Raw genomic sequence first — 22,193 nt, forward strand, 5'->3', positions numbered from 1 at the left:
TCAGTGCGAAAGCGCGTGCGGCGACCGGTCGCCCTGGTCGGCCCGCCTGGAAAATTCACGCCGGTATTGCGCCGGGGAGGTCCTGAGACGCGCCGAAAAATGCTGGCGTAGCGAAGCGGCGCTGCCGAAGCCGGCCTCGAAGGCCACGACGTCCATCGATTTTTCCGTCGCCTCGAGCAGACGCTGCGCCAGTTCAAGCCGTTGCTCGATCAGCCAATCGCCGAAACTGGTGCCGATCGATTTCTGGAAGCGGCGGGTGAAGGTGCGCCGGGTCAGGCCGGCGGCTTCGGCGACGCGGTCCAGGCTGTGCGCATCGCCGAGCGTCGCACGCACCGCGTCGAGTGCTTGTGTGAACCTGTCGGTATCGGCGCTCCTCGCCAGCGGGCGCTCGATGAACTGCGCCTGTCCGCCTTGCCGGTGCGGGGAGAGCACGATCTGCCGCGCGAGCCGCAGTGCTGCCTCGGCGCCGTAGCGGGCGCGAACGATATGGAGGCAGCAGTCGAGCCCGGCCGCGACGCCGGCCGACGTCACCACGTCGCCATTGTCGACATAGAGCACCTCGGCGTCCACCGCGATGTCGGGATGAAGCTTCTGAAGCCGCTCGGCATAGGCCCAATGCGTGGCCGCACGCCGACCGCCAAGCAGTCCGGCAGCAGCGACTGCGAATGTTCCCAGGCAAAGGCCGACGATCAGGGCACCACTGCGGTGGGCCCGCCGCAATGCCTGGGTCAGCGGTTCCGGCAGCGGGTCTTCGAGATCCCGCCAACTCGGCACGATGACGATGTCGGCGCCGTCGAGCCCCTCAAGCCCATGCGGCGCGGCGACGCTCAGCCCGGCCTCGGTGTGGACGGGACCGGCCTCGATCGCGCAGATGCGGAAGTCGAAGCGCGGCAGGCCGAACGATGTGCGATCTTCGCCGAACACCAGGCAAGGCACGGAGAGATGGAACGGGCTGATGCCGTCGAAGGCGAGGACGGCGACGACGGCGACGATCTGGTGGGTCATGTCTTCCGGGGATTTCTGCGCGGGGTTATGCGGATTGTCCCAATTCTTTCGAATGATGTCAATCGGGCCACTTTCGTCCGATGGTGGCGGACCTATGCTCGGGCATCACATCAAGCCTGAAAGGAATGCATCATGTCCGAACCAGCCAGCAAGACGCCGCGCCGCGCGCTCGTCGTCGTGGACGTCCAGAATGACTATGACGGCGGCAATCTCGCCATCCAGCATCCGCCGTTCCGCGACAGCGTCGTCAACGTGGCGCGCGCCATGGACGCGGCAGCCGCGGCCGGCATCAAGGTGGTGGTCGTCAAGCAGATGGCGCCGGAGACGTCACCAATCTTCGCCAAGGGCAGCCATGGCGCGGAATTGCATCCCGAGATATCGAGGCGGCCACGCGACCACTATGTCGAGAAGACGCTGCCTTCCGCCTTCACCGGCACCGATCTCGAAGAGTGGCTGCGCGCCAACGCTGTCGATACGATCGTGGTGGTCGGCTACATGACGCATAATTGCGACCTGTCGACCATCATCCACGCCGTGCATATGGGCTTTGCCGTCGAGTTCCTGTCCGACGCGACCGGCTCGGTGCCTTACGCCAACAGCGCCGGCTATGCCTCGGCCGAGGAGATCCACCGCGTGGTGACAATCATCCTGCAGTCGCGCTTCGCCGCCGTGCTCAAGACCGCCGAATGGATCGAGTGCCTGAAGACCGGCACCTTGCCGGAACGCGATACGATCTTCGGCTCCAACCAGCGGGCGCTGGCTCGCAACGCTGCGTAGTCGTCTGCGGAAATACAAAGGGCGCCGCATCGCTGCGGCGCCCTTTGCACTTTTTGGAATTGAGGATTTCTAGAACAGGCCTTCGATCTGGCCGGCTTCGTTGAGGAAGATCTTTTCCGACGACGGCGCCCTGGGCAGGCCGGGCATGGTCATGACCTCGCCGCAGATAATGACGACGAAGCCGGCACCCGCCGAAAGCCTGACCTCGCGCACCGGTACGGTGTGGCCGGTTGGCGCACCGCGCAGGTTCGGGTCGGTCGAGAAGGAATACTGCGTCTTGGCCATGCACACCGGCAAGTGGCCGTAGCCGGCCTGCTCCCAGGCGTGCAACTGGTCGCGCACCGACTTGTCGGCGATCGCTTCCGAGCCGCGATAGATGCGCTGGACGATGGTGTTGATCTTCTCGAACAGCGGCATGGCGTCGGGATAGAGCGGCGCGAACTGCGAGGCACCGGATTCGGCCAGCGCCACCACTTTCTTGGCGAGATCCTCGATGCCGGCCGAGCCGTTGGCCCAGTGCTTGCACAGGATCGCCTCTTCGCCCATCGAGGCGACATAATCCTTCATCGCCTGGATTTCGCCATCCGTGTCGGAGTAGAAGTGGTTGATGGCAACTACCGCCGGCACGCCGAACTGCCTGATGTTCTCGATGTGGCGGCCGAGATTGGCGCAGCCCTTCTTCACCGCCTCGATGTTTTCCTTGCCGAGGTCTTCCTTCTTGACGCCGCCATTCATTTTCATGGCGCGTACGGTGGCGACGATGACCGCCGCCGCCGGCTTCAGCCCGGCCTTGCGGCACTTGATGTCGAAGAATTTTTCCGCGCCGAGGTCGGCGCCGAAGCCGGCTTCCGTCACGACGTAGTCGGCAAGCTTGAGCGCCGTCGTGGTGGCGACCACCGAGTTGCAGCCATGCGCGATGTTGGCGAACGGGCCGCCATGCACGAAGGCCGGATTGTTCTCCAGCGTCTGCACCAGATTCGGCTGCATGGCGTCCTTGAGCAGCACGGCCATGGCGCCGTCGGCCTTGAGGTCGCGGGCATAGACAGGCGACTTGTCGCGGCGATAGGCGACGATGATGTCGCCCAGGCGCTTCTCCAGGTCCTTCAGGTCGGTGGCGAGGCACAGGATGGCCATGACCTCCGAGGCGACGGTGATGTCGAACCCGGCCTCGCGCGGATAGCCGTTGGCGACGCCGCCGAGCGAGCAGATGATCTCGCGCAGCGCCCGGTCGTTCATGTCCATGACGCGGCGCCAGGCAACGCGGCGGGTGTCGATGCCGAGCTCATTGCCCCAGTAAATGTGGTTGTCGATCAACGCCGACAGGAGGTTGTGCGCGGTGGTGATGGCATGGAAGTCACCGGTGAAATGGAGATTCATGTCCTCCATCGGCACGACCTGCGCGTAGCCGCCGCCGGCCGCACCGCCCTTGACGCCGAAATTCGGACCGAGCGAGGCTTCGCGGATGCAGATGATCGCTTTCTTGCCGATGCGGTTCAGGCCGTCGCCGAGGCCGACGGTGGTGGTCGTCTTGCCTTCGCCGGCCGGGGTCGGGTTGATGGCGGTGACCAGGATCAGCTTGCCGTCCTTGTTGCCCTTCACCGATTTGATGAATTCGGCGGAGACCTTCGCCTTGTCATGGCCATAGGGCAAAAGGTGTTCGGTCGGGATGCCGATCTTGGCGCCGATCTCCTGGATCTGTTTTTTCTTCGCACCGCGGGCGATCTCGATGTCGGACTTCACTTCTGCCATGACGGCTTTCCTCTGGATTGGACGGTGGAGGGGACGGGTTGATCACTGGTGCATGTTCGATACGCCGCGCGGGCAAGGGCATGTTCTAGCCCTCTCGCTGCCGTGGCGTCAACTTTCATGCAACTATGTTTCCTATGAAGAAAATTCCTCTGCGGCGGGCCGACCTGCCTCCGGTTCTTTCTGGCTCCGCTTGCCGCGCCGTATAGAAGCCAGAGCGGGGACGCGTCCGCCGTCTCAAAACAGCCGCGCAATGCACGGAATGCGACAGACAAGGCGGCGCAAATCCGCCATCGCCGGCCTAAAGCGCATCGCGCTTCAGGCATTTGTCTCCATGCATGTCGTTCTCCCCAGGCCGGACCACTTTTGAGCCACATGCATTGGGCCGACCAGCCCTACTGCGTCAGCACGTTGCTGATTTCGACCATGTTGGAACGCACCCTGAGCACATAGAAGCCCATGGTCGTCAGATGCGTGGGCAGGAGCCAGCCGTCCTCGCGGCCATTGGCGATGATGAAGGGCTGGATGCGCAGCGCCGAGACGAACTGCGCGTCCATCGTATCCCACAGGCTCTGCAGGTGCTTTTCCTTGATGACGTCCTCGAAGTCGGCCTGCGCGCCCTTCATCAGTCCGTAATAGGCGTAGAGCTGGCCATAGGCGAACCAGTAGCGGTCGTCGGCGCGGAAATCGAACCAGCCATTGTTATGGTTTTCGGCACGTTCCTTGAGGATGGCCGAGGTCGAGCCGATATCGCTGGCGATACGGTCGATATATTGCTTCAGATTGTCGGCACGGGCATCAAAGGTGGCCTGGCAGGTGGCGAGGCGGGCGTTGAAGGAGCGCAGCTTGCGCACGGCGTCGCGATAATAGCTCGGGGTCGGCGTCTTCGGGCCGAACGGGCTTACACCGAAATACCAGGTGTACTCGTCGAACTGCAGATTGCCGCGCGCATCCTGCAGGTCGGCGTCGATCTGCGATGTCGTGCGCACACGGCCGAGATTGTCGGCGAGCTCGGTCGCGGTGCGGCGCACCGCCTGGTTGATGCCGCGCTGGAATGAGGCCTTGTTGTCCATCCACGGCGTGTTGTCCCAGCTGATGCCGAACAGGCCGAGCTTGTAGAGGATCATCGACGAGATCCAGGCATTCTGGTTAACGTTGAAGTCGGTCAAATCGGCGGCAATCTGGGCGATGCCGGAGTTGCCGCAGGTCCTGGCAGTGTCGGCACCGGCACCGGCGGCTACCTGTTCGCCCGCCGAGATGTTGCGCTTCTCGAACGTGTAGGTGTCGGGATAGCTCGGGTTGAAATTGTTCCACCACTGGGTGGCGTAGAAGAAATTGGCATAGAGGCCGAGCAGCACGAGCAAGGCGAGGCCGACCAGGGCCTTGAGGATCCAACCGCGCTGCGTATACCAGCGCCCGGCCCAGATGAACGGCCACAAGATGACGCCGATCAGGAGCCCGATGCCGCGGCCGATCCATTGGAAAATCCTGACGAAGAAGTTCACGATCGGATCGAGCATGGCTGTGTCACCCCTCAAAGCACGATGCCAAAAAGCTACAGACTTTTCTGGATAACATCATGCGCCAATACAACAAGTTAGAACGAAATGACGGCCGGTTTCGTTCTAGTCAGTCAGGCCGTAAAGGCGCGTGCGGAACGCCACCTTGTCCTTCAGATATGTGGTTTTCAGAATGTCCACAACATGCGATCGCCAGGCGTCGCTGAAGCCCTCATAGTCCTTGTAGAAGCCCTGCTTGTTGAAGACGTAGCGCGAGACGAAGTCCGACGGCACGAAATCCGAGATCAGCCGGTTGGTCAGCCAGGCGTCGGGATGGTCGGGCTTGGCGCGGACCGCCAGGAAGCGCTGCTGCGGGAACACATCCTCGATCTTGAGATGGCCGAGCTGGGCAATCTCGCGCTTGGCGGCGTTGAGGAAGGGGAAATTGCCGTCCCTGGCGATCACATCGGCATGACCCTGGATCCAGGTCTGCAGCCAGACCTTGTCGACGTCGGTCAGATTGCGATCCGGCTCGGCGTCGCGGATCAGCGCGCGCACCACCATCTCGGCGCGGTGCTCGAGATAGCCCGAGGCTTCGATCCAGGAGGCGCGCGGCAGTTCGATGCGGCCGGTGGCGGCGAGGAACTTGAACACCTTGTCGGCGTCCTTGATCGAGAGATAGCTTACCTGCCACGGCCGCGAGCGGCGGAACCCGGGGGCCGCCGGATCGCTGATGACGGTCGTCATGTCGGGGTCGACGAACACGTAGAGCCCGCCGAAATGGCTGGTCCAGTAGGCGTTGTGGCGGAAGATTACCTGGTCGGGCACCAGCGCGTTCTCGCGGATGTCGCCGCAGATCTTGGCCAGTTCCACCATGCGGGTGAGCATGGCGTTGTCGCGCCAGGCGTCAGGCTCCTGTTTCAGGCGGTCGACGAGCTTGCCGAGCTCCGCGGCCTTGCCCAGCACATCTTCGGCCGACAGCACCTTGAATTCGACTTGGTTGATCGACAGCAGATCCTCGATATCGTTGACCTTGGGAATGGAATCCTCGATCTCGCCGTAGATGACATCCTTGATGGTCAGCGCGTCTATGGCGCGCTGATTCCTGGACATGAACTCGAACATCAGCTGCGAGGTGTTGGAGAAGGCGGTGTGCACCACCGGCAGGTCGATCTGCGACGGCGTCAGGATGATGAAGCGGCGGTTGACCTCATTGGGATCGAGGTAGCCGTAGTTGCCGCATTCCTCCGCCACTTCCGGCGAAAAACCGGTGCGGTCGATCTGGAAGCTCTTCAGCTTGGTGGGCTCGAGGCCAAAGGCGGCAAGCGCCTTGTTGTAGCGCTCGATGAGATGCGGCTCGTCGACGACGAGCAGCCGGCCGTAAATGAGCTCGTTGTCGCGCAGGAGATCGGGTTTGCGGGCGTTCATGTCGAAGAGCCCAAGAGGCTTTGCTTGGTAAGGCGAAGCGCCAACGCTGACGCCCCCCTCTCCCCGTCCTTCACGGGGAGAGGGTAAGGGTGAGGGGCGGCGCTGACGGTCAAGGACATGTCTCCCCATAGCCTTTGGCGGCGATAAATCGAAGATTGTTCGTCTCGATATGGCGATCGAGGCGCCGTTCGATAGCCGCCAATATAGTCTCGAGCACCGCGTCTCGTTCCTTTAATACGTCCGCGTTCCAAAAGCGGAGTACAGACCAATCATTTGAAACCATGAATTGGTCACGGACCCGATCATATTTGTTGTCAGCGTGTTGACTGCCGTCCACTTCGACAACCAGCTGGCATTCTCTGCAGGCAAAATCAGCAAAGTAGCTGCCTATCGGAAACTGTCGCACGAATTTGTACCCGTTCAGTCTGCGGTCGCGCAATTCCATCCAAAGCGCATCTTCGGCGTCATTGTCCGACTGACCCAATCGTCTTGCTCGCTTGGTCGTCTCGATTAATGGTCCACGCATGCGCTGCCCCTCACCCTTACCCTCTCCCCGTGAAGGACGGGGAGAGGGGGGGCGTCAGCGCTAGCGCCAAACCTTTCAGCACCTGCTGGCTTCGAAGGAAGCTCAAGCATTCCACAGCCCCTTTTTCTTCATCTCCTCCATCTCACGCGCTGCCCGTTCGCGCAGCCGCGCGTCGCGCAGCAGCTTTTCCACGGCGGAGTCGTCGGACTTGTCGGAGTAGCGGAACTCGCTGTCGGCGTAGCGGTTGATCTCCTGCATGACCATGTCCATCGAGAACGGGCCGCGCAGTTGCTCGATCATCGCTTTCTTCTCGTCATAGCTCTTGTGCATGAAAACCTCTGGTTTTTCGAACCAGTCGTCGGGAAGCTCGATGTCCATGGCGCGCATCTTGATGGCGTCGGTGACGTTCTTGATGGCGCGGCCGGTGAAGCGCGGCTCGGCCTGCTTGATCAGGTGCAGATAGGTGCCGATGTCGGCCATGGTCTTGGGCGCGCCATTCTCCTTCATGTAGCGCTCATGGACCCGGATCAGCCCGTCCTCCCGCGGCTTCTTGTGCTCCTCATAGGCTTCGGCCACGGCGCGCTGGATCTCCTGCGCGGCGTAGAGTTCGTGGTCGCCGAGCGGGATCTTGTGGTTCTTGCCGGCGAGCAGCACGAAAATGTCGATGTAATCGTCACGCGTCTGCGGCCCGTCGACCAGCCAGCGGGCGCCGGCGCGCTGGCGCAGCGCATCGTCGACATTTTCGGGATAGTTGGAGAACATGCCGAACGAGCAGTTGCCGCGCACCACTGTGGCGGCACCGGCGAAGGCGTCCATCAGCACGCCGGTGATCTCCTGCTGGCCGGCCGAGGCGCGGTCGTCGGAACGGCGCGCCGCCACCTGGTCGACGTCGTCGATGGTGCCGAAACCGATGACGCGCGGGTTCAACACATTGTTGATGAACTGGCGGCAGTTCTGGCCGGACTTGCCCTGATAGGACGAGATCTGGTCGACGCCGAAATTCTCGTAGGCGAAGGGATAACCGGCGACCTGGCAGTAACCATTGACGAGACCGGCAATCATCTGGATCAGCGTCGTCTTGCCGGTGCCCGGCGCGCCGTCGCCGATGAAGGTGAACAGGAAGCCGCCGAGCTCGACGAACGGGTTCAGCTCGCGCTCGAAATCATAGGCCATCAACATCTTGGCGAGCTTGACCGACTGATATTTGGCGATGTGGTTGCCGACGACCTCTTCCGGTTTCTTGAAGGTCATCACCAGCGGCCTGGAACGCTTGCCCGGCGCGACGTCGAAGCCGTCGAGCGTGAAATCGTCGGCATCGATGCGGATATGCGCGTTCTCGAACGGGCCGATACCGTCGAAGCGGCCCTTTCGCGACAGCAGCCCATCGATGGCGACGCGGGCGAAGGCGCGCGCCCTGGTCATCAGGTCGGCATCGTCGGATGCACCCGAAATCGCCTTGTCGAGACCGGCCAGGATCGACTTCACCGCGTCCTGCGGCGTGTCGAAGAGGAAATCCGGCTCGGGAATGTCGTTGGGCGCCTCGCCATCGCTGTCGATGAGCTGGAACAGGTAGGAGGACAGGCTGAAGGCGGAAATGTAAGCCGAGGCCGACAGAAGCTTCTTGAAGGTGGTGGCCTCGTCGCCTTCGAGGGGAGCGCGGGTGTTCCTGGCCTGCAGGCTTTCGAGATCCGAGCCTTCGGCGAAAACATCCGATATGGCGAGCGCGAGCGCCGTGCCGCGCCGGGCACGAAACAAAAGTGTGTGCTGCGGGATGGTCAGCAACTGGTCGTCGGGGTGAACGGCGCCGACGGTCTTCGCCAGCTCGACCTCGCGCGTGCGGCGCACCGAACCGACAGAGACGGTGGAGACGAAGCGGCGATTGGTGCCGGCAAGCGCGGTGCCGGAGGAGCTGGACGGGTCTTCCAGCACGACGATGCGGGTGATGAAGCTCTGCGCGGTGGCGCGGTGCTTCTCGATCGCCGCTTCCGGGATGGTGGTCAGGCCGGTATCCATGAAGGTTGCTCCGTGGTGTGACGGTCAGACGTCCGAGATGACCTGCCCATTCGACAGGATGTGAACCTTGTAGCCGGAAAAGATCTTCTGCGCTTCGCCGGCGGCATAGAGCGCCTGGTAGGCCTCGTGCGGGATCAATGCGTGGTTCTCGTAGCTCGACACGCCCTGGCGCGCGGCCTCGAGGTCGTCGGTGTTGATGAAGAACTCCTGCGTCGTCTTCTCGCTTGAAAACAGCCCCCTGCGGCCGGGTTTTTCGCCCTTGGAGTAAACCTCCTGGATGGTCCAGGTCAGCAGCCAGGCGTTCTCCGGCTTGCGCACCTTGGCCAGAACCTCGGTCACCGTAGAATTGTTGTCGGTGATCCCGGCCGAATAGAAGGGGCCGAGCACGACGCGCCGAAGCTGCTTGGGGTGCAGCGGCTCGAAATCCTTGTCGAGGTTGACGGCGATCGTTGCCGGCGACAGCGTATAGGCCGAGTTCTTCTCGGTGAAATCGTCGAAGCGATGGGCAAGCTCGGGATTGAGCAGGCCATCGACTGGCAATGGAATGTCGATCTGGTCGCTGAGCTTGCCATTGCGGTCGACGAGCTGGCGGATCATGTCTTCGGAGGAATCTTCCACCGTCACCATGTAGACCAGCGGCAGGTTGGCGCTGCCGTCGAAGGTCGCCCAATGGACGAGGTAGTAGGGCCGCGCCGTCTTCGGATTGACGGAAACCTTGGCCGTCTGCGCCAGGGTGAAGGGGCCGAAGGTCTGCTCGCTCTTGACGTCCTCGAGATAAAGCCTCTCGGCCATCGACTTCTGCAGCGCTTGGGGGAATTCCTTGTGGCGCAGGATGAAGTCGGCCATCTCCTCGCGCAATTCGTCGGCCAGCGGGATGTTGGCGAGCCGCGTGTCAGCCTGGCGGCGGTCGTTTTCGAGCTCAAGCAGGTTCTGGAACACCGGGAATCCGCTTTCGGCGCGCGAAATGCGGAACGTGTCCATGAAGCCCAGCCGGTTGCGCCAGCAGGAGAACGACTTGTCGAGCCGGGCGATGTATTCCGCGACGATCTTGGCGACGATGCCGTGCCGGTAGAGCGGCGAGCGATCGTCGCGCATGAACACTTCCAGCCCGCTGAGCGCTGCCGTGATTGCCGAGAAATACCGCGCCGCCGCGTCGTTTTCGGAGGTCATGCTATTGGCCATGGCATTGTCGCACCGGTGCGGGCGGCAATTACGACTGCACGTAATTGGCCGAATTGTGCTTCTTCAGCACTTCGTCGAAACGGCGGGCGAAGGCGTCGTCGGCCAGCTTCTTGCGGCGCTGGATGTCGGCGGTGGCCACCATGTTCTTCTCGTGCATCTCGAGCAGGTCGCCAATGTGCTTCTGCGAGGCGGCACCAATGCCGGCCATGGTCTCCTCGGCGGTGTTGTCGACCTGGCTGCCCAGCGTGTTGATCTTGTGGGCGACGTCCTGCTGAGCCGCGGTCTTCAGCGAATCCTCCAGCGCCTTGTAGAGAACGATGCGCTGCTCGGTGTCGATGGTCAGCTTGTTGATCAGGGTCGACTGTGCGGCGATCTGGTTGTTGAGCGAATCGACGAAGGTCTGGAACATCGAGGTGTAGCGCTCCAGCGTCTGGCTCTCGGCCAGCAACTCCTGTTCCTTGGCCTGCTTCTCATTGTATTCCGTGGCGAGCTTGGAACGTTCGCCTTCGAGCTGCGTGCGTTCCTTCTGGCTGGTGGAGGCCGCGATCTTGTTTTCGATGTCGAGCAGCATCGGATTGAGCTCCTCGATGCGCTTCTGCACGGTTTCCAGGTTGGACATGGTGGCCTTGCGGCGCTCGATAACCTGCGACAGGCTGGTCTCGGAGGTCTTGTAGCGCTGGTCGAGGACTTCTTTCTGCGCCTTCAATATGCCGACGATGGTGTCGGACTTGGCCAGCAATTCCTGCAGGTTGCCCGCCAGTGACATGTTGCGGACGCGGTCGGTGCGCAGACGCTGCTTGCGTTGGCTGGAGAAGATGCCGATGAAGTTTTCCCAGCCGGTGTAGTTCTTCATGCTCTCGAACTCGGCGCCGAAAACGTTGGTGGCGTCCTCCAGCCCGATGATCAGGTCGGCAATATTGCCTTCCATCACCTTCTGTTGCTTCAGCACGTCTTCGATGCGGGCGTTCTCGATATCGAAATTGGCGTCGCCGATCTTCTTGTCGGCGGTGGCAAGTTTGTCGAGCACGGCGCCGGACTGGTCTATCTTGGTGCGCATGTCCTGGACGACCTGCTTGGTCCTGGCAATTTCGGCATCGAAATTCTGCAATGTCGCCATAAGGGCCTCCCGCTCCGGCATCAGGTCGCTGATTGCGAACAGCGGCGAATATATGTGGGGCTTCAGGGGATTGAAAGACGTGAAGACAGGGGCGCTTCGAAAACAAAAACCTTGCCCACGCCCTTGAAACGCAATCGATCCGCGATCATGGCGAAAGGATCGTTTGGACTACGCGTGGTTCAACTGTCATTGAACTTCAACGTCGGCGGATGTCGGCCAGGCATTCAGTCCCCCGCTGCCACGAATGCCTGAAATCCGACGGAGCATCGAGCGCGGTGAGGACGGTGGCAGCTCGGCGTCCATCGCGGGGACGGAATAATCCTGGCTCAGGGCTTGGGATCGGCCTTCAGATAAGCGATGACATTGGCGATGTCCTCGTCGTTGTTCAGGCCGGCAAAGGCCATCTTGTTACCGGGCACTTTTTGCCGCGGCGCCTTCAGATACTCGGCGAGGTTGGCCTCGTCCCAGACGAGACCGGCGGCGCCTGCACTCTTCATCGCTTCGGAGTAATGGCCGAGGAAGCTCTCGGCACTGCCGGCGGCGCGGCCGACGACACCCATCAGATGCGGGCCGACCTTGTCGCGGTCGCTCGCTGCTTCATGGCAGGCCATGCATCGGTTGAAGACCCTCTTGCCCAGTGCCGGATCGCCGCCGGCATGGGCGGCAAGGACGCCGGCAAGCAGAAAGGCTGCGGCAGACGAAGCGGCTCGAAACATGGCTGACCCCGACGAGTTCTGGCTGGAACGAGAGGACGCAGAATAGGACCGGGGCCTTAACAAACTTTGCATCGTGGCGGATCGCTGAGGACTGCACCATGGGGGCAAGAGCGGCGGCCGTGATGCCACAGCCCGGTCAAGGCGCGACAAAGCCGATGAAATCGTCGGGGGCGGCGCGACCCATTTCTTCTTCCCAATGGCGACGGCAGAGCGAGACATAGACGTCCTTGCCGATCGCCACCTGCTCCCCCTGCCGAGCGACCTTGCCGTCGCGGCCGAGGCGCACCACCATCGTCGCCTTGCGGCCGCAGCGGCAGATGGTGCGCACTTCGCGCAGCTCATCGGCTATGGCCAGCAAAGCGCGCGAGCCGGAAAACAGCTTGCCCTGGAAATCCGTGCGCAGGCCATAGCACATGACCGGAATGTCGAGCCGGTCGGCGATCCGGGCGAGCTGCCAGACCTGCTCCTCCTCGAGGAACTGCGCCTCGTCGACGAAGACGCAATGCACGGCACCGTGCTGATGATGTTCGGCGACGCGGGCGAACAGGTCGTCGCCGTCACGAAACATCTCGGCTTCCGTTTCCAGTCCGATGCGTGACGAAATCAGGCCGGTGTCGCCCTTGCGGTAGTGGCCGGCGACGAACAGCATCGTCGTCATGCCGCGCTCGCGGTAATTGTACGACGCCTGCAGGAGCATCGTCGTCTTGCCCGCATTCATCGTCGCGTAGTGGAAATACAGTTTGGCCATGGCGCCCTTTTAAGCCCACTTGGCCGGGCCCGGGGAAGGCCCCTGGCAGGCCTTCCACCAAAAAAGCCGGCTCGCATGGAAAAAGCGGCTGACGTGTCGCTGATCGGCCAGCCAGCGCCGTTGATCGTGATTGCCTTAATGCTTGAAACCGCACGAGAATGGTGTTTGGCTGACGAAACAAGGCGGGCACAAAAACCGTGACTTCGCCTCGCCAAAGAATCGAAATGGGAGAAAGTTCATGTCGCGTATGAATTCCTTCGTCGCAGGCCTCGGCCTTGCGGCTTTCTTGTCGACGAGCGCTGCCTTCGCCGGGGATCCGGCTAGCTGCAAGGCGGTACGCCTTTCCGATGTCGGATGGACCGATATCCAGGCGACGACCGGCATCGCCTCGGTGCTGCTCACGGCGCTCGGCTACGAGCCGCAGGTAATCCAACTGTCGGTGCCGGTGACGATGGCGTCGCTGAAGAACAAGGACCTCGATGTCTTCCTGGGCAACTGGATGCCGTCGATGACCAACGACATCAAGGACTACACGGCCGACGGTTCGGTGGAGACCATCAGCACGAACCTGACCGGCGCCGGCTACGGCATCGTCGTGCCGACCTATGTGGCGGATGCCGGCGTCAAGACACTCACCGACCTCGGCAAGTTCAAGGACAAGTTCGACGGCAAGATCTACGGCATCGAGGCCGGCAATGACGGCAACCGCATCATCCTCGACATGATCAAGAACCCGAAGGACAATCTCGAAGGCTTCGAACTGGTCGAATCCTCGGAGGCCGGCATGCTGACGCAGGCCGAGCAGTCGATGAAGAACAATGAGTGGATCGCCTTCCTCGGCTGGACGCCGCACCCGGTGATGGGCGCCATGAAGATCACCTATCTCGACGGCATGGGCGACAGCGGCTTCGGTGCCGCCACCGTCCACACCAATGTGCGCAAGGGCTACACCACCGAGTGCCCGAACGCCGGCAAGCTCATTGCCAACCTCAAGTTCAACCTGGACATGGAAGGCCAGTTGATGGACGCCATCCTCAAGGGCGGCGACGCCCAGACTGTCGCCACCGACTGGCTGAAGAAAAATCCGGATGCCGTGACACCCTGGATCGCCGGCGTGACCACCTTCGACGGCGGCGATGCGGCAGCGGCCATCAAGACCGCACTGGGGAGCTGAGCCGACTGACTTCGGCATGCACGCGTGAGAACAAAAGGGCAGCCACTGGAAAAGGCTGCCCTTTTTCATATGCTGTGAGAAGATGACGTGACGACAGCGGACACCGCGGCAAAGCGATGCCGGTAGGAGAGGGGGCAAGATGGATCCGATTTCCAAATTCCTGGTCAGCTACAAGATTCCCATCGGCCCATGGGGCAAGGCGTTCTTCGGGTTTCTCACCGACAATTTCGACACCGTCTTCAGGGCCTTTTCCAACGGCCTGAACTTCATCCTCGACGGCCTGGTCGACCTCCTGCTGGTGGTGCCGCCGGTGCTGCTGGCGCTCATCATCGCCATCATTGCCTGGCTGCTGCAGCGTTCGCGCCCGCTCGCGATCGGCGTCTTCCTCGGGCTGATCTTCATCATCAACCAGAACCTGTGGAAACAGACGGTGCAGACGCTGGTGCTGGTCGTGGCCGCCGCCGCCATGGCAATGGCCATCGGCGTGCCGCTCGGCATCTGGGCGGCGCACAAGCCGAAGGTCTACCGCTTCATGCTGCCGGTGCTCGACCTGATGCAGACGCTGCCGACCTTCGTCTACCTGATCCCGGTGCTGACCCTGTTCGGCCTTGGCAACGCGCCCGGCCTCATCGTCACCATCATCTTCGTCATCCCGACCGCGGTCCGGCTCACGCATCTCGGCGTCGTCTCCGTGCCCAAGTCGATCATCGAGGCCGGCGAGGCCTTCGGCGCCACCAGGAGCCAGCTGCTGTGGAAGGTCGAACTGCCCTCGGCGCTGCCCACCATCATGGCGGGCCTGACCCAGTCGATCATGCTGTCGCTGTCGATGGTGGTGTTCGCAGCGCTGATCGGCGCCGGCGGGCTCGGCACCGAGATCAACCGCGCGCTCGGTTCGCGCCGCATCGATCTCGGCCTCGAGGCCGGGCTCGCCATTGTCGTGCTCGCCATCGTGCTCGACCGCATGACCCGCATTGGCGTTGGAGGCAAGAAATGACCGTCGCCGTCGATTTCAGGAACGTCGATATCGTCTTCGGCGCCGACCAGGCGGGTTCGCTGGCGCTCATCGACAAGGGCGCGACGCGCGCCGAGATCCTCGAGCAGACCGGCAATGTGCTCGGTTGTGCCGGCGCCAGCCTTACCGTGCATGAGGGCGAGATTTCCGTCCTCATGGGTCTGTCCGGCTCGGGCAAGTCGACACTGCTGAGAGCGGTCAATCGCCTGAACGTCGTCTCGCGCGGCCAGGTTCTGGTCAAGGATGGCGACCGCACCGTCGATGTCGTCACCTGCGACGAGGCTACCTTGCGGCGCCTGCGGCAGAAGCAGGTTGCGATGGTGTTCCAGCAGTTCGGCCTGCTGCCGTGGCGGACGGTGGAAGAGAATGTCGGGCTTGGCCTCGAACTTGCCGGCGTGCCGGATGCCGAGCGCAAGGAGCGCGTCCACAGGCAGCTCAAGCTGGTCAATCTCGAGCAGTGGTCGAAGAAATACGCGCATGAGCTTTCGGGTGGCATGCAGCAGCGCGTCGGGTTGGCGCGCGCCTTCGCCACCGAGGCGCCGATCCTTCTGATGGACGAGCCGTTCTCGGCGCTCGACCCGCTGATCCGCACCAAGCTGCAAGACGAGTTGCTGCAGCTGCAGGCCGAACTGAAGAAGACTATCATCTTCGTCAGCCACGACCTCGAGGAAGCGCTGAAGATCGGCAGCCACATCACAATCATGGAGGGCGGACGCATCGTGCAGACCGGCGCGGCGGAGGACATCGTGCTCAAGCCCGCTAACGATTATGTCCGCGACTTCATCGCCAATGTGAATCCGCTGTCGGTGCTCACCGCCTGGAACGTGATGCGCGACCGCCGCGATCTCGAACAGGGCAAGGACGGCTGGGTGTGGCTCGACCGGCGCAAGACGACGCGCTTCAAGATCGACGACCATGGCCTCGTGGCGGCGGCTGAGCGTGACGGCAAGCCGGCGGTATGGGTGTCCTGCGCCGAGGTCGAAGGCCAGCCCGAGGAAGCGGCCCAGGTGTTCTGGGCCAATCCCGGAACGTCGCTGAAGACCGTGATGCTGGCCATGCACCGGTCGCAGACTGCGCCCGTGGCGCTGTTCGATGACCAGTCGCGCTTCGTCGGCGCGATCGGCATCAGGGACGTGCTGAGCGCGGTGCTGCGGCGGTAATCCCTCAGTCGCGTCTCAAGTCGCCAGCGGCAGACGCAGCTCCGTCAGCAGGCCGCCGTCCGGATGGTTGGACAGGCGGATCTCGCCGCCGGCGGCACGCGCGATGTTGCGGGCGATGGTGAGGCCGAGGCCGAGGCCGCCGGTCTGGCGGTTGCGGGACTGTTCCAGGCGCACGAAAGATCCGAACACGGCGTCGATCTGGGCTTGCGGAATACCCGGCCCTTCGTCGCGTATGGCCAGCGTGATCATGTCGCCCGACCGGTACAGGCTGAGATGCGCCTTCTTGCCGTAGGTGACTGCATTTTGCACAAGATTGGTGACGCAGCGCTTGAGCGCGACCGGCCGCGCCATGCAGATCAGACCGCGCGAGCGCGTATCATCATTGTCGAAGGAGACCTCGGCGTAGCCGTCGGCGATCGATTCCACCAGCGACCAGAAGTCGATGCGCTCGCTCTTTTCCTCGTTCACCTCGAAAGTGGCAAAGTCGATCACCGAGCTGGCGATGCTCTCGACATCGGCGAGATCGTGCGCCAGCGCCTCGCGAACCGCCGACTTGCGCAACAGTTCCAGGCGCAGCCGCATCCTGGTCATCGGCGTGCGCAGGTCGTGCGCCAGCGCGGCGGCCAGGTGCTCACGGTCCTCGACATATTCACGCAGTCTCGCCTGCATGGCGTTGATCGCCTTGGCGGCGGCGCGCACCTCGCGGCTGCCGCTTTCGGCGATCGGCGGGCTCTTGAGGTCATTGCCGATCCGGTTCACGGCGGTTTCCATCATTCGGTAGGGCGCGGTCAGCCGGCGCAGCGACCAGATCGACATGATCACCACCAGCCCCGCTATCAGCGAATAGAGCGGCAGGCTGTCGAAGCTCAGGATCGGGCCGACCGGCGTGATCGGCTCGGTGAAGTTCAGCCATTGGCCGTCGGCGAAGCGCAGCGAGGCGGTCAGCTTGTCACTCTGGGCGAAATTCGCCGCCAGCACCAGGAGATCGCGTTCCACCTGGCCGACGTCCCTGTTCATGACCTCGCCACCGGGGCTGTCGGATTCCTGCGTCGCCGGATCGCGCCGGACGCGCGCGTCGGTGACGCCGAACTTCGACAGCCGTCCAACGAGAATGTCTTCCAGCTCGGCGAGTTCATCGTCGCCGGCGATCGACGAGGTGACCGCGGGGGTGTCTGAAACCGTGAGAGCGTAGGTGGCGTTGAACAGGCCGGATGCGGTCGCCTTGCGCTCCTCGGGCGTGGCGGCATGCATCAGCTGCACCAGCGAATAGGCGCGGTCGTTGAGGCGGTAGAGATCGACCACGTCATTGGCGGCCGCGCGGTCGCGCGACACGATGTAGAGCGTCGCGACCTGACTGATCAACAGGCCGGCAATGACGATCAGCAGCACCCACACAGGCAGGGTCTGCGGCAGGAAACGTCTCATTCGGAAGTCGTTTCGGGGAGGAACTGATAGCCGCCGCTGCGCACCGTCAGGATCAGCTTGGGCGTCTTGGGGTCATCTTCCATCTTGCGCCGCAGCCGGCTGACCAGGATGTCGATGCTGCGGTCGAAGGAATAATCGCTATCGCCGCCGGAGAGTTCGATGAGCTGGTCGCGGGTCAGCACGCGCTGTGCGCTCTTGACGAAGGTCTGCAACAGATTGAACTCCGCCATGGTCAGTTCGACCCTGACATCGTCGGGCGCGGTCAGCCGGCGCCGCGAACAATCCATCGTCCAGCCGGCGAAGCGGTAGATCTGCTTCGATGTGACGCGTTTGGGCTCGGGGGCACCGTTGCGCCGCAGCACGGCGCGTATGCGGGCCAGCAATTCGCGGGGGTCGAAAGGTTTGGGCACATAGTCGTCGGCGCCCATCTCGAGGCCAACCACGCGGTCTGTCGTCTCGGTGACGGCGGTCAACATGATGATCGGCGTCGAATACTGGGCCCGGACGTCACGGCACAGTTCCAGCCCGCTCCTGCCGGGCAGCATGACGTCGAGCACGATGAGATCGACCTGTGCACGGCGCAGGATCGTTTCCATCTCGGTGCCGTCGGCGGCAACCGATGTGTGCAGGCCGCGCTTCTGGAAGAACTCCTGCAGCAGGTCGCGAATGCCCTTGTCGTCGTCGACGATCAGTATGTGTGCGTCGGATTTCACGGGGATCCTGTCTTCGTTGACCTGCCAAGCCGGCAGGCGGCCACCCACACGATAGAATTCGGGCCATATGTTGGCCAGTGCCTTGGATTTCAAGGCAAGGTAAATCTGGCAATCTCCACACCGAATGCGCTGGAGGCCTCCCGCCGGGGCGCACAGACACAATCCAGAAACAAAATTCTATAATCGGGAAAAACTCCTGAAAAACTAGGCCGGCATAACGGTGCCGTGGCGGTCAGGTCATTTGGCCGCGACGCAAGTCTCCGGGTTCACGGATTAACCGATGCCAAGGTTGTCGATCAGTTTGTTGGGTGCGTTGATGGGCATTTCGCTCGTCACAGCCGCTGCTGGACAATCGGATGCAAAAGTGACGCCCACCACCCGGACCGAGCGGTGTGCCAATCTCAGCCACCAATTCGATGAAGCCCTCGAAACCCATGCCGCGGCAACGCAGGTCACCGCGGCAAAGGCACTTCAGAGAAAGGGCAACCGGTACTGCGCCGCCAAGAAACAGGCACAGGGTATCCGGATGCTCGCCAACGCTTTGAAGTTGCTGGGGGTGACACCGAACGACCCGGTTCAGTGACACTCGAAACCCGACCCGCATGAAAAGGAAATGAAGCCATGAAAAAGTCCATCCTCTCCGCCACCGGTCTCGCCGTTGCTCTCGCCTTCGCCATGCCGGCTCTCGGCAACGCCGCTGCCACCACGACCGCCGCTCCGGCTGCTTCCTCGACGACCACCGCTCCGGCGACCACGACCGCCAAGCCTCCGGTGAAGAAGGTCGTTGCCAAGAAGCACAAGAAGGCGAAGAAGACTGTCAAGAAGACCGACAAGAAGGTCGCTCCGAAGGCTTAATCCAGGTCGGGCACACTGCCTGCCTTATGACAAGGCCGCTCCAGTCGCGTTTTGCTGGAGCGGCCTTCTTCCTGTCCGAAAAAGCCGAAGGCCGTGTATCGGCAGTGAAGCGAACGGACAGGTCCGAACGATGTGGCCGAAGCCGGCGCCGGCGGCTTTGTCTCGATCGGCCTTAACCCGATTGCAAGGCCGGCGCCGTAGGACAATCCGCATGAAGAGGCGGCTTTCGTCCATTCTGCGCTCGATCGTGTTCGGCAGCCTGGTCGCCACCGGCGCCGCCCGGCTTATGATCCTGTTCACCGCCAGTCCCGTGCCGGATCCGGCCAGCGGCCGCACCGAGCCGTCACTGTTCGCGCCTGTGATTTCCACCGACTGGGATTACATCACGCCCGCGCAGACCTGGCTGCTCATCGCACTTGCCAGCGTGACGCTGATCTGCGTCGTCGCCTGGCCGGTCGCATCCTGGATGGAACGCCGGTCGGATGCTGCCGGAAACTTGCCCTCCCGGAGCGGCTTCGGCCGCCAGGGCCGTTGAACCGCGGGCCGCACTTCCCACATAGCTCTGTGATTGGACGCTCGCTTTCGCCCGTGCGAAAATAGGGCGTAGCCGAGGCTCGCGCAATTGCCGGTTCCCATGCCTGAAATCACGACAAAACCCCGTACGCAGACCCTACCCAAGACCGAGCGGCCGAAGCTCTACAAGGTCATCCTGCTCAATGACGATTTCACGCCGCGTGAATTCGTGGTGACGGTGCTGAAGGGCGAGTTCAAGCTCAGCGAAGACCAGGCGCATCGGGTGATGATCACGGCGCATCGGCGCGGCGTCTGCGTCGTCGCCGTCTTCACCAAGGACGTCGCCGAGACAAAGGCGACACGGGCCACCGACGCCGGCAAGGCCAAGGGCTATCCGCTGATGTTCACGACGGAGCCGGAAGAGTAGAGCAGGTTTCTTCCCTTCTCCCACAAGGGGAGGAGGGAAAATGCTCCTATCGTCCTTCGCGGTACCACATCGAACCCATCGCCAGCAGCAGCAGGCCGAGGCCGAGAAAGCCGCCGAACAGCGGAACGCGCGAGACCGCCTTGAGCACGCTATCGTCGGTGGTGCGCAGGCCGATCCAGTCGGCGCCGGACGCTTCTCCCGAGGACCGTACGGGGACGATCGAGGGCAAGGTCACGTCGCCGCCTCCAAGGGTCGATCCCGCAAGCCTGCGAACGCTGCCGCCGGTGGCTTCGGCGGGAGCCTTCAGCCGGTCCTGCGTGGAAACGACGTCGGCGAATTCGGGTGCGTTGACCGGCCCGACATGGGCGAGCGCGGTAAGGTCGCCATTGCCGACCTGGTAAAGGCCGATCTCGGAGGTCTGGGCGCTGCCCAGGAAGACACCGGGTTCGGATTTCTCGAGCTTGACGGTAATGGTCTTGCCGGAGGGCGTAATGATCTGGGCCGGGCCGGGGTCGTCGGCCATGGTCTGGCGGCGGATTTCCAGCACCATGCCGCGCCCGTCGGCGGTCAGCCGTTCCTCCTCGAGCTCTGGCTCCTTCATCAGCCAGTGGGCGATGCGGCGGTAGAGCTGGACATGCGGGCCGCCGCCTTCGAAGCCGCGCGCCCACAGCCAGCCCTGGTCGGACAGAAGCATGCCGACGCGGCCTTCTCCCTTGCGGTCGAGCAGGAGCAGCGGCCGGTTGTCGGCCCCCTTCATCACCACCTCGCCTTCGGGATTCTGCACGCCTATGGTGCGGAACCAGCGGCTCCAGTGCGGCGGCTCGCTGGCAGAACCGTCGAGACCGCGCGTCACCGGATGGCGCTGGCCGATGTCGGTGAGGCGTGGGTAGAACGCCTTGTCGACGACCTCGCCGGTCGGCATCGCCGGCAGCGCCGACATCAGCGGCGTGCGCGCGATCGAGCTTTCACCGGCATATTCGGGTCCGGCCGCAATCAGCAGCGCGCCGCCTTTTTCGACATATTCGGAGATGTAGTCGTAGTAGAGGATCGGCAGCACGTCGCGGTGCTGGTAGCGGTCGAAGATGATCAGGTCGAAATCCTTGATCTTCTCGACGAACAGTTCCCGCGTCGGGAAGGCGATGAGCGACAATTCGTTGATCGGCGTGCCGTCCTGCTTCTCCGGTGGCCGCAGGATGGTAAAATGGACGAGATCGACCGAGGCGTCGGATTTCAACAGATTGCGCCAGGTGCGCTCGCCCGCATGCGGCTCGCCAGAGACGAGCAGCACGCGCAGGTTCTCGCGAATGCCGTCGACCAGCGCGATGGCGCGGTTGTTGGTGTCGGTGAGCTCGCCCGGCTCGCGATCGATGGCGAGTTCGATGATGTTGCGCCCAGCGCCGGGAATGGTCACGTGCAGCGGCATGGCCTGCCCGACGGTGGCATGCTCGACCGCGACCTGCTCGCCATTGACCGAAACGCGCACATCGACCGGCCCGGTCTCGTTGCTGGTTGAAATCACGCGATAGGTCATATCGAGCGGCTTGCCGACGAGGGCGAAGCGGGGCGCGTTCTCGAAACGTATGCGGCGATCCTTGTCGTGGTCGTTGCCGGTGATCAAGGCGTGCAGCGGGGCATTGAAATCAGGCGCGCCGGCGGGTGCGTCATGCACTTCGCCATCGGTGATCATGACGGCGCCGCCGATGCGCGAGGGCGGCACGTCGCGGAAGGCGTTTTCGAGCGCGCCGAACAGCCGCGTTTCCGTGCGTTCCTCGGCGGCTTCCGACTTGCCGGCCTCGACGACGCGGACGTCGAACTGCTTGAAGCGGCCGAGGCGCTGCTCAAGCCCGGCCAGCGCCTCGTCGGTCTGTTTGGTCCGTTCACCGATGTCCTGGCTCTGGCTCCGGTCGACGATCAGGGCAACCACGCTTTGCTGCGGCTCGCGCTCCTCGTTGAGGAACACCGGATTGAAGAGAGCGGCGGCGAGCGCCAGCAATGCGACGAGGCGCAGGACCGCGCCGCGCTGGCGAAACCACAGGCCGACGGCCGCGAGCAGGGCCAGCGGCACCAGCACAAGGGCCAGCAGCGGCCAGGAGATCAGCGGTTCGAAGGAGATCGACCAGTTCATGCCTTACCCTCCCCCTTGCAGGGAGGGCCGAT

Annotated in this window: 22 protein-coding genes; 9 read left to right on the forward strand and 13 right to left on the reverse strand. The window is 63.0% G+C overall.

Features of this window, described 5'->3' with window-relative positions; translation table 11 throughout:
- On the reverse strand, positions 1-1,005 hold the full coding sequence (locus tag FJ972_RS10150; protein WP_140524929.1) for a GlxA family transcriptional regulator: 1,005 nt from the start codon (positions 1,003-1,005) through the stop codon (positions 1-3).
- Positions 1,006-1,137: 132 nt separating this feature from the next.
- Here FJ972_RS10150 and FJ972_RS10155 point away from each other — a divergent pair, with 132 nt between their 5' ends.
- Complete coding sequence (locus FJ972_RS10155) at positions 1,138-1,782, forward strand: cysteine hydrolase family protein (protein ID WP_140524928.1); 645 nt, start codon at positions 1,138-1,140, stop codon at positions 1,780-1,782.
- A 69-nt stretch (positions 1,783-1,851) separates the two neighbouring features.
- Here the strand turns inward: FJ972_RS10155 and FJ972_RS10160 are convergent, their stop codons facing one another.
- The 9 genes from FJ972_RS10160 to FJ972_RS10200 all read right to left on the reverse strand — a co-directional run bounded on the left by FJ972_RS10160 (position 1,852) and on the right by FJ972_RS10200 (position 12,757).
- Positions 1,852-3,531 carry a formate--tetrahydrofolate ligase gene (locus FJ972_RS10160; RefSeq protein WP_140496069.1) on the reverse strand — a complete coding sequence of 560 codons (1,680 nt, stop codon included), beginning with the start codon at positions 3,529-3,531 and terminating at the stop codon, positions 1,852-1,854.
- Positions 3,532-3,923: 392 nt separating this feature from the next.
- Positions 3,924-5,048 carry a DUF2333 family protein gene (locus tag FJ972_RS10165; RefSeq protein WP_140496068.1) on the reverse strand — a complete coding sequence of 375 codons (1,125 nt, stop codon included), beginning with the start codon at positions 5,046-5,048 and terminating at the stop codon, positions 3,924-3,926.
- A gap of 105 nt (positions 5,049-5,153) precedes the next feature.
- Positions 5,154-6,455: a DUF6638 family protein gene (locus tag FJ972_RS10170; protein ID WP_140524927.1), complete on the reverse strand. Its 1,302-nt coding sequence runs from the start codon at positions 6,453-6,455 to the stop codon at positions 5,154-5,156.
- Positions 6,456-6,564: 109 nt separating this feature from the next.
- A complete protein-coding gene (locus tag FJ972_RS10175; protein ID WP_140524926.1) occupies positions 6,565-6,981 on the reverse strand; it encodes an endonuclease domain-containing protein in 417 nt (138 codons plus the stop codon).
- A 102-nt stretch (positions 6,982-7,083) separates the two neighbouring features.
- A complete protein-coding gene (locus tag FJ972_RS10180; protein ID WP_140496066.1) occupies positions 7,084-8,994 on the reverse strand; it encodes an AAA family ATPase in 1,911 nt (636 codons plus the stop codon).
- Between the two features lie 24 nt (positions 8,995-9,018).
- Positions 9,019-10,164, reverse strand: a complete 1,146-nt coding sequence (locus tag FJ972_RS10185; protein WP_140524925.1) for a hypothetical protein — start codon at positions 10,162-10,164, stop codon at positions 9,019-9,021.
- Positions 10,165-10,204: 40 nt separating this feature from the next.
- Positions 10,205-11,293 (reverse strand): hypothetical protein, encoded by a 1,089-nt coding sequence (locus FJ972_RS10190; RefSeq protein WP_140496064.1) that lies wholly within the window; start codon positions 11,291-11,293, stop codon positions 10,205-10,207.
- 326 nt (positions 11,294-11,619) lie between these two features.
- Complete coding sequence (locus tag FJ972_RS10195; protein WP_140496063.1) at positions 11,620-12,009, reverse strand: c-type cytochrome; 390 nt, start codon at positions 12,007-12,009, stop codon at positions 11,620-11,622.
- Positions 12,010-12,145: 136 nt separating this feature from the next.
- Positions 12,146-12,757, reverse strand: coding sequence for a thymidine kinase (locus FJ972_RS10200; protein ID WP_140524924.1), 612 nt, complete (start codon positions 12,755-12,757; stop codon positions 12,146-12,148).
- A 75-nt stretch (positions 12,758-12,832) separates the two neighbouring features.
- Between FJ972_RS10200 and FJ972_RS30120 the strand changes: the two genes are divergently transcribed.
- The 4 genes from FJ972_RS30120 (at position 12,833) to choV (ending at position 16,103) form a co-directional block, all read left to right on the forward strand.
- Positions 12,833-12,958 carry a hypothetical protein gene (locus FJ972_RS30120; RefSeq protein ID WP_263483040.1) on the forward strand — a complete coding sequence of 42 codons (126 nt, stop codon included), beginning with the start codon at positions 12,833-12,835 and terminating at the stop codon, positions 12,956-12,958.
- A 37-nt stretch (positions 12,959-12,995) separates the two neighbouring features.
- The gene (locus tag FJ972_RS10205) at positions 12,996-13,931 is read left to right on the forward strand and encodes a choline ABC transporter substrate-binding protein (RefSeq protein ID WP_140496061.1); all 936 of its coding nucleotides are present in this window, start codon (positions 12,996-12,998) and stop codon (positions 13,929-13,931) included.
- Positions 13,932-14,070: 139 nt separating this feature from the next.
- Positions 14,071-14,925 carry a choline ABC transporter permease subunit gene (choW, locus tag FJ972_RS10210; protein WP_140496060.1) on the forward strand — a complete coding sequence of 285 codons (855 nt, stop codon included), beginning with the start codon at positions 14,071-14,073 and terminating at the stop codon, positions 14,923-14,925.
- Positions 14,922-16,103, forward strand: coding sequence for a choline ABC transporter ATP-binding protein (gene choV, locus FJ972_RS10215; protein ID WP_140496059.1), 1,182 nt, complete (start codon positions 14,922-14,924; stop codon positions 16,101-16,103). The genes choW and choV overlap by 4 nt, the downstream gene beginning before the upstream one ends.
- Positions 16,104-16,118: 15 nt before the next feature.
- Here the strand turns inward: choV and FJ972_RS10220 are convergent, their stop codons facing one another.
- Both FJ972_RS10220 and FJ972_RS10225 read right to left on the reverse strand, forming a co-directional pair.
- Positions 16,119-17,528 carry an ATP-binding protein gene (locus tag FJ972_RS10220; protein ID WP_140496058.1) on the reverse strand — a complete coding sequence of 470 codons (1,410 nt, stop codon included), beginning with the start codon at positions 17,526-17,528 and terminating at the stop codon, positions 16,119-16,121.
- Positions 17,525-18,241 (reverse strand): response regulator, encoded by a 717-nt coding sequence (locus tag FJ972_RS10225; RefSeq protein WP_140496057.1) that lies wholly within the window; start codon positions 18,239-18,241, stop codon positions 17,525-17,527. Before FJ972_RS10225 ends, FJ972_RS10220 begins: the two co-directional genes overlap by 4 nt.
- A 280-nt stretch (positions 18,242-18,521) precedes the next feature.
- Here FJ972_RS10225 and FJ972_RS10230 point away from each other — a divergent pair, with 280 nt between their 5' ends.
- The 4 genes from FJ972_RS10230 to clpS all read left to right on the forward strand — a co-directional run bounded on the left by FJ972_RS10230 (position 18,522) and on the right by clpS (position 20,036).
- Complete coding sequence (locus FJ972_RS10230; protein ID WP_140496056.1) at positions 18,522-18,824, forward strand: hypothetical protein; 303 nt, start codon at positions 18,522-18,524, stop codon at positions 18,822-18,824.
- Between the two features lie 38 nt (positions 18,825-18,862).
- Positions 18,863-19,096 (forward strand): hypothetical protein, encoded by a 234-nt coding sequence (locus tag FJ972_RS10235; protein WP_140496055.1) that lies wholly within the window; start codon positions 18,863-18,865, stop codon positions 19,094-19,096.
- Between the two features lie 211 nt (positions 19,097-19,307).
- Positions 19,308-19,631: a hypothetical protein gene (locus tag FJ972_RS10240; protein WP_140496054.1), complete on the forward strand. Its 324-nt coding sequence runs from the start codon at positions 19,308-19,310 to the stop codon at positions 19,629-19,631.
- Between the two features lie 99 nt (positions 19,632-19,730).
- Positions 19,731-20,036: an ATP-dependent Clp protease adapter ClpS gene (gene clpS, locus FJ972_RS10245; RefSeq protein WP_140496053.1), complete on the forward strand. Its 306-nt coding sequence runs from the start codon at positions 19,731-19,733 to the stop codon at positions 20,034-20,036.
- A gap of 46 nt (positions 20,037-20,082) precedes the next feature.
- On the opposite strand, the gene FJ972_RS10250 is transcribed toward clpS, so the two are convergent.
- On the reverse strand, positions 20,083-22,161 hold the full coding sequence (locus FJ972_RS10250; RefSeq protein ID WP_140524923.1) for a hypothetical protein: 2,079 nt from the start codon (positions 22,159-22,161) through the stop codon (positions 20,083-20,085).
- Between the last annotated feature and the right edge of the window lie 32 nt (positions 22,162-22,193).

This window comes from Mesorhizobium sp. B2-1-1, assembly GCF_006442975.2.
In the GTDB taxonomy this organism is placed as follows: domain Bacteria; phylum Pseudomonadota; class Alphaproteobacteria; order Rhizobiales; family Rhizobiaceae; genus Mesorhizobium.

Excerpts from the sequence above, each read along its gene's own strand:
- FJ972_RS10160 (WP_140496069.1), bottom strand. The coding sequence starts at position 3,531 with ATGGCAGAAGTGAAGTCCGACATCGAGATCGCCCGCGGTGCGAAGAAA.
- clpS (WP_140496053.1), top strand. The coding sequence starts at position 19,731 with ATGCCTGAAATCACGACAAAACCCCGTACGCAGACCCTACCCAAGACC.
- FJ972_RS10190 (WP_140496064.1), bottom strand. The coding sequence starts at position 11,293 with ATGGCGACATTGCAGAATTTCGATGCCGAAATTGCCAGGACCAAGCAG.
- FJ972_RS10150 (WP_140524929.1), bottom strand. The coding sequence starts at position 1,005 with ATGACCCACCAGATCGTCGCCGTCGTCGCCGTCCTCGCCTTCGACGGC.
- FJ972_RS10195 (WP_140496063.1), bottom strand. The coding sequence starts at position 12,009 with ATGTTTCGAGCCGCTTCGTCTGCCGCAGCCTTTCTGCTTGCCGGCGTC.
- choW (WP_140496060.1), top strand. The coding sequence starts at position 14,071 with ATGGATCCGATTTCCAAATTCCTGGTCAGCTACAAGATTCCCATCGGC.
- FJ972_RS30120 (WP_263483040.1), top strand. The coding sequence starts at position 12,833 with ATGGAAAAAGCGGCTGACGTGTCGCTGATCGGCCAGCCAGCGCCGTTG.
- FJ972_RS10180 (WP_140496066.1), bottom strand. The coding sequence starts at position 8,994 with ATGGATACCGGCCTGACCACCATCCCGGAAGCGGCGATCGAGAAGCAC.
- FJ972_RS10250 (WP_140524923.1), bottom strand. The coding sequence starts at position 22,161 with ATGAACTGGTCGATCTCCTTCGAACCGCTGATCTCCTGGCCGCTGCTG.
- FJ972_RS10170 (WP_140524927.1), bottom strand. The coding sequence starts at position 6,455 with ATGAACGCCCGCAAACCCGATCTCCTGCGCGACAACGAGCTCATTTAC.
- FJ972_RS10165 (WP_140496068.1), bottom strand. The coding sequence starts at position 5,048 with ATGCTCGATCCGATCGTGAACTTCTTCGTCAGGATTTTCCAATGGATC.
- FJ972_RS10155 (WP_140524928.1), top strand. The coding sequence starts at position 1,138 with ATGTCCGAACCAGCCAGCAAGACGCCGCGCCGCGCGCTCGTCGTCGTG.
- FJ972_RS10175 (WP_140524926.1), bottom strand. The coding sequence starts at position 6,981 with ATGCGTGGACCATTAATCGAGACGACCAAGCGAGCAAGACGATTGGGT.
- FJ972_RS10205 (WP_140496061.1), top strand. The coding sequence starts at position 12,996 with ATGTCGCGTATGAATTCCTTCGTCGCAGGCCTCGGCCTTGCGGCTTTC.
- FJ972_RS10220 (WP_140496058.1), bottom strand. The coding sequence starts at position 17,528 with ATGAGACGTTTCCTGCCGCAGACCCTGCCTGTGTGGGTGCTGCTGATC.
- FJ972_RS10235 (WP_140496055.1), top strand. The coding sequence starts at position 18,863 with ATGAAAAAGTCCATCCTCTCCGCCACCGGTCTCGCCGTTGCTCTCGCC.
- choV (WP_140496059.1), top strand. The coding sequence starts at position 14,922 with ATGACCGTCGCCGTCGATTTCAGGAACGTCGATATCGTCTTCGGCGCC.
- FJ972_RS10200 (WP_140524924.1), bottom strand. The coding sequence starts at position 12,757 with ATGGCCAAACTGTATTTCCACTACGCGACGATGAATGCGGGCAAGACG.
- FJ972_RS10185 (WP_140524925.1), bottom strand. The coding sequence starts at position 10,164 with ATGACCTCCGAAAACGACGCGGCGGCGCGGTATTTCTCGGCAATCACG.
- FJ972_RS10240 (WP_140496054.1), top strand. The coding sequence starts at position 19,308 with ATGAAGAGGCGGCTTTCGTCCATTCTGCGCTCGATCGTGTTCGGCAGC.
- FJ972_RS10230 (WP_140496056.1), top strand. The coding sequence starts at position 18,522 with ATGCCAAGGTTGTCGATCAGTTTGTTGGGTGCGTTGATGGGCATTTCG.